The sequence below is a fragment of the Streptomyces sp. NPDC047028 genome, from assembly GCF_040644095.1.
Taxonomy (GTDB): Bacteria; Actinomycetota; Actinomycetes; order Streptomycetales; family Streptomycetaceae; genus Streptomyces.
On sequence record NZ_JBEYVS010000097.1, the window covers coordinates 1 to 6,842 of the forward strand.

Below are 6,842 nucleotides of genomic sequence, written 5' to 3' on the forward strand. Positions count from 1 at the left end.
TTCGACCCCGCGTTCTTCGGGATCAGCCCGCGCGAGGCGCTCGCCATGGACCCGCAGCACCGGCTGCTGCTGGAGACCTCGTGGGAGGCGTTCGAGCGGGCCGGCATCGACCCGGCCGGGGTGCGAGGCAGCGCCACCGGCGTCTTCACCGGCGTCATGTACCACGATTACGCCACCGTCCTGGAACGCTCCGCCCACCATGACACCGAGGGTTTCATGGGCGTCGGCGGCAGCATCGCCTCCGGCCGGGTCTCCTACGCCCTGGGCCTGGAGGGACCGGCCGTCACGGTCGACACCGCCTGCTCGTCGTCCCTGGTCGCCGTGCACCTGGCGGCGCAGGCTCTCAGGGGCGGCGAGTGCACGCTCGCCCTGGCCGGCGGTGTCACCGTGATGGCCACCCCCGACACCTTCGTGGACTTCAGCCGCCAGCGCGGCCTGGCGGCCGACGGCCGCTGCAAGCCGTTCGCCGAGGTGGCCGACGGCACCGGCTGGGGCGAGGGCGTGGGCGTCCTCGTCCTGGAGCGGCTCTCCGACGCACGGCGGAACGGCCACCGCGTGCTCGCCGCGGTCCGTGGCTCCGCCGTCAACCAGGACGGCGCCAGCAACGGCCTGACCGCCCCCAACGGCCCCGCCCAGCAGCGCGTCATCAAGCAGGCCCTCGCGGCGGCGGGACTGGCGCCGGCCGACGTGGACGCCGTCGAGGCGCACGGCACCGGTACGAAGCTCGGCGACCCGATCGAGGCGCAGGCGCTGCTCGCGACCTACGGCCAGGAGCGGACCCCGGACTCGCCGCTGTGGCTCGGCTCGATCAAGTCCAACCTGGGGCACACCCAGGCCGCGGCCGGCGTCGCCGGGATCATCAAGATGGTCCTCTCCCTGCGCCACGAGGAACTGCCCCGCACGCTGCACGTCGACGCTCCGTCCACGCACGTGGACTGGTCAGCGGGTGCGGTGGAGCTGCTGACCGAGGCCCGGCCCTGGGAGGCGGGGGAGCGGACCCGGCGCGCCGGCGTCTCCTCCTTCGGTATCAGCGGGACCAACGCCCACGTCATCGTGGAGGAAGCCCCGGCCGAGGAGCCGACGGTTTCCGAGGCACCGGCCGCCCTGCCGGTCGTGCCCTGGATCGTCTCCGGCCGGACCGCCACCGCGGCGCGCGAACAGGCCGTACGACTCCTGACCGCCCTCGGCGAGGGAACCGGAGCCGACACCGATCCGGCGGACGTCGCCTACTCCCTGACCACTCAGCGCTCGGCGTTCACCCACCGCGCCGCCGTGGTCGCGGCCGACCGGGAAACGCTGCTCGCCGGGCTGACGGCGATCGCCGACGGGACGGTCCCGCCGTCCAGCACGGCCGGTTCCGTGGCGTTCCTGTTCACGGGGCAGGGGAGCCAGCGGGCCGGGATGGGACGGGAGCTGTATGAGGCCTTCCCGGTGTTCGCCGCCGCGCTGGACGAGGTGTGCGGTGCGCTGGATGCGCATCTCGAACGTCCGCTGAAGGGTGTGATGTTCGGGGGTGAGGGGCTGGACGAGACGGGCTTCACGCAGCCGGCGCTGTTCGCCCTGGAAGTCGCCCTGTTCCGGTTGCTGGAGTTCTGGGGTGTGCGGCCGGATGTGCTGGCCGGGCATTCGATCGGTGAGCTGGCTGCCGCGCATGTGGCGGGGCTGTGGTCGCTGGAGCACGCGGCGAGGCTGGTCGCTGCTCGTGGGCGGCTGATGCAGCAGCTCCCTTCGGGGGGCGCGATGGCTGCCGTGCAGGGGACCGAGGACGAGGTGCGGGCGGTGTTGCCGGACGGCACCGGTATCGCGGCTGTGAACGGACCGATGTCGATCGTCGTGTCCGGCCCGGAAGCGGGTGTGAACTCGGTTGTCAGCCACTTCATCGGTGAAGGCCGTAAGGCGAAGAAGCTCACCGTGAGCCACGCTTTCCACTCGCCCCTCATGGAGCCGATGCTCGCCGAGTTCGAGCAGATCGCCGCCCAGCTCACCTACGACGAGCCGGTCTTGCCGATCGTCTCGACGCTGACGGGCACGACGGTCTCGTACGACGACCTCTCCCGGCCCTCCTACTGGGTCCGCCATGTCCGTGAAGCCGTCCGGTTCGCCGACGCCGTCACCACCCTCGACGGCCAGGGCATCGGCACCTTCCTCGAACTCGGCCCCGACGCCGTGCTCACCGCGATGGCCGCCGACACCGGCACGGAGGCGACACCGGTCGCGACGCTGCGCCGGGACCGCTCCGAGCCGCAGGCCCTCGTCGAGGCGCTCACCCGGCTCCCGGAGGTCGACTGGACCGCCTACTTCGCGCCGGGCCGGCAGGCAGTCGACCTGCCCACCTACCCCTTCGAGCACGAGACGTACTGGCCCGCGATCCCGGCGACCCGGGTGGGCGACGTCCAGGGCGCCGGAGTCGCTACCGCCGGGCACCCCCTGCTGGGCGCGATGGTCGAACTGCCGGACAGTGACGGGGTGTTGTTCACGGGTCGGCTGTCCCAGGCCGCGCACCCGTGGCTGGCCGAGCACGCGGTCGACGGCACCGTGATCGTGCCCGGCGCCGCGCTCGTGGAGATCGCGGTCCGTGCCGGTGACGAGGTCGGCCGGGGCACGGTCCGCGACCTGACCCTGCACTCCCCCCTCGTCGTACCGGCCGACTGTGCGGTGGACCTGCGGGTGCGCGTGGGCGAGGGTGACGAGCCCGCCGTCACCGTGCACTCCCGCCCCGAGGGCCAGGACACCTGGACGCTGCACGCGGAAGGCACCCTGTCCGCCCAGGACGCCGTACCCGCCGGACCCGCCGACCTCGGCACCGCCTGGCCGCCGGCCGGCGCCGAACCGGTCGACACCACGAGCCTCTACGACGAACTGGCCGCGGCCGGCCTGGAGTACGGCCCCCTGTTCCAGGGCGTGACCACCGCCTGGCGCTCGACGGACGGCACCACCGTCTACGCCGAACTCGCCCTGCCCGACGGCACCGACACCGACGGCTACGGCATCCACCCGGCCCTGCTCGACGCCTCCCTGCACGCCATCGGACTGTGGCCCTCCGACAACGGTTCACGGGCCGAGCTGCCCTTCTCCTGGTCCGACGTCACCCTGCATGCGTCCGGCGCCACCGCCCTGCGGGTGCGGATCACGAAGGAAGGCGCCGGACACCGGCTGGACCTCGCCGATCCCACCGGGACGCCGGTCGCCACGGTGGGGACGCTGGTCCTGCGGCCCGTGGCCGTGGCCGGTGCCGGGACCGGTGCCGCCCGTGATCTCTACCGGATCGACTGGACGCCGGTCACCACCCGGGAGACCGAGCCCACCGCCTCGTACAGCGTGCTGCACGCCGGCAACGCCGCCGGCCTGCTCCCGCAGCTCCAGGACCGCCTGGAGGGACAGGAACCGCTGCTCGTCGTCACGCACGACGCGCTCACCGACCCCGACCAGTCGGCGGTGCGCGCCCTGGCACGGGCGGCCCAGGCCGAGCAGCCGGGCCGGATCGTGCTCCTGGACACGAACACGGAACTCCCGGAGCGCATCCCCACCTTGGAACCCGAACTCGCCTACGACGGCGTCGCGTTCACCGCGGCCCGCCTCACGGCTGACACCACTGACGCGGCCGACCGGGCCGCCCCCGTGTGGCCGCCCACCGGCACCACCCTCGTCACCGGCGGCACCGGAGGACTCGGCGCGCTCGTCGCCCGCCACCTCGTCACCCGGCACGGCGTGCGCAGCCTGCTGCTCACCAGCCGACGCGGTTCTGCGGCGCCCGGCGCCACGGAACTCGTGGCGGAACTGACCGACTTGGGTGCCACCGTGGCCGTCGAGGCCTGTGACGTCTCCGACCGGAACGCGGTCGCGCGGCTGCTGGACGCCCACCCGGACATCACCGCCGTCCTGCACACCGCGGGGGTCCTCGACGACACCACCGTCACGCATCTCACCCCGGAGCGCCTGGCCGGCGTATGGGCACCCAAGGCGGATGCCGCCCGGCACCTGCACGAGCTGACGGCTGACCGGGACCTCGGGGCCTTCGTCCTGTTCTCCTCCGCCGCCGGCAGCTTCGACGGCATCGGTCAGGCCAACTACGCGGCTGCCAATGCCTACTTGGACGCACTCGCCGTACAGCGCCGGGACCAGGGACTGCCTGCCCTGTCGCTCGGCTGGGGACTGTGGGCGCCCGACGCCGGAGGCATGGGCGCCGGACTCACCGACACCGACCTCGACCGCATGGCACGCGCCGGGGTCGAGGCCATCACGGCCGAGGAAGGGATCGCCCTGTTCGACGCGGCGCTGGCAGCCGCCGAGCACCGTGCCCATCTCGTCCCGATCAAGCTCAACCTGCGGGCCTGGGAAGGCACGTCGGACGTGCCGGCCCTCCTGCGCGACGTCGTACGGCCGCGCTCCCGCCGTGCACGCCGCGCGTCCCTCACCCCGGCCGCGGCGGGAACGACCGGCAACTCCCTCCAGGACCGGCTGGCCGCCCTGCCCGACACCCCGGCCCGCCGCGAACTGGTGCTGGACCTGGCCCGCAAGCACGTGGCCGCGGTGCTCGGGTTCTCCGGCGCCCATGCCGTAGCCACCGACGCGGCCTTCACCGAGCTGGGCTTCGACTCGCTCACCGCCGTCGAGTTCCGCAACGCGCTCTCCGCCGAGGCAGGCGTACGACTGCCCGCCACACTCGTCTTCGACTACCCGAGCCCCGGCGCGGTCGCCGACCACCTGCTGGCCGAACTCGTTGGTGCCGAACCGGAGTCGGGGGCGGATTCCGGCAGCACGGTCACCTCGGCCGCCCCCGCGGACGAGCCGATCGCCATCGTCGGCATGGCCTGCCGTTACCCCGGAGGCGTCAACTCACCTGACGACCTCTGGCAGTTGCTGGCGGCCGGCGGTGACGCGATCACCTCTCTGCCCACGGATCGCGGCTGGGACGTGGCCGGCCTGTACGACCCGGACCCGGAGGCCGTCGGCAAGACCTACGCCCGACACGGCGGATTCCTCGGCCAGGCCGCCGAGTTCGACCCCGCGTTCTTCGGGATCAGCCCGCGCGAGGCCCTCGCGACCGACCCGCAGCACCGGCTGCTGCTGGAAACCTCCTGGGAGGCGTTCGAGCGGGCCGGCATCGACCCGGCCACCGTGCGCGGCAGCGCCACCGGTGTCTTCGCCGGCGTCATGTACAACGACTACGGCATCCGGCTCAACGGATACCCGGCCGACCTGGAGGGATACCTCGGCACCGGCAGTTCCGGCAGCGTCGCCTCGGGCCGCGTCGCCTACGTCCTCGGCCTCGAAGGCCCGGCGGTCACCGTCGACACGGCCTGCTCGTCCTCCCTGGTCACGGTCCACATGGCCGCGCAGGCGCTGCGCAGCGGTGAGTGCACCCTGGCCCTCGCGGGCGGCGTGACCGTGATGGCGACACCCGAGACCTTCGTCGGCTTCAGCCGCCAGCGTGGGCTGGCCCCGGACGGCCGGTGCAAGCCGTTCGCGGAGGCCGCCGACGGCACCGGCTGGGGCGAGGGCGCCGGCATGCTCGTCCTGGAGAAGCTGTCCGACGCCCGCCGCAACGGACACCACGTCCTCGCGGTGGTGCGGGGCTCGGCGATCAACCAGGACGGTGCGAGTAACGGGCTTACGGCCCCGAACGGTCCGTCCCAGCAGCGAGTGATCAAGCAGGCGCTGGCTGCCGCGCGGCTCACTCCGCAGCAGGTCGACGTGGTGGAGGCGCACGGTACGGGCACCAAGCTGGGCGACCCGATCGAGGCGCAGGCCCTGCTGGCGACTTACGGGCAGGACCGTGTCGAGGGCGCGCCGCTGTGGCTGGGGTCCATCAAGTCCAACCTGGGCCACACGCAGGCGGCGGCCGGTGTCGCCGGGATCATCAAGATGGTGCTGGCCCTGCGCCACGAGCAGTTGCCGCAGACCCTGCACGTCAATGCTCCGTCCTCCCACGTCGACTGGTCGGCGGGGGAGGTGGAGCTGCTGACCGAGGCCCAGCCGTGGAAGGCGGGGGAGCAGCGGGTACGGCGGGCCGGTGTCTCCTCGTTCGGTATCAGCGGGACCAACGCCCACGTGATCATCGAGGAGGCTCCCGCCGAGACCCCGGCCGAGCCGGACTCCTCGGCCCGCCGCCTGCCGGTCCTCCCCTGGATCGTGTCCGGCAAGTCCGCCGAGGCCGTCCGCGCCCAGGCCGCCCGCCTGCTCGACTTCGCCACCGCCCACCCGGAGCTGGACTCCACCAACATCGCCGCTTCCCTCGTCTCCCGACGCGCTGCGTTCGCCTACCGGGCGGGTGTGGTGGCGGGTGACCGTGAGGGGTTGCTGGCTGGGCTGGCGGCGGTGGCCGAGCGGGAGATTCCGGCGGTCGCGGCCGGTTCCGTGGCGTTCCTGTTCACGGGGCAGGGGAGCCAGAGGGCCGGGATGGGGCGGGAGCTGTACGACGCGTTCCCGGTGTTCGCCGCCGCGCTGGACGAGGTGTGCACTGGTCTGGATGCGCATCTCGAACGTCCGCTGAAGGACGTGATGTTCGGCGGAGAGGGGCTGGACGAGACGGGCTTCACGCAGCCGGCGCTGTTCGCCCTGGAAGTCGCCCTCTTCCGGTTGCTTCAGGCGTGGGGGGTACGGCCCGACGTACTGGCCGGGCACTCCATCGGTGAGCTGGCTGCCGCGCATGTGGCGGGTCTGTGGTCCCTGGAGGACGCGGCGAAGCTGGTCGCTGCTCGTGGCCGGCTGATGCAGCAGCTCCCTTCGGGGGGCGCGATGGCCGCTGTGCAGGCGACCGAGGACGAGGTACGGGCCGTGTTGCCGGACGGCACGGGCATCGCGGCTGTGAACGGACCGATGTCGATCGTCGTGTCCGGCCC

At 73.0% G+C, this 6,842-nt stretch carries 1 protein-coding gene; it reads left to right on the plus strand.

Annotated features, from left to right (window positions below):
- Positions 1-6,842 (plus strand): type I polyketide synthase (locus tag ABZ854_RS36725; RefSeq protein ID WP_361220272.1); only part of this gene is annotated, 6,842 nt, incomplete at both ends.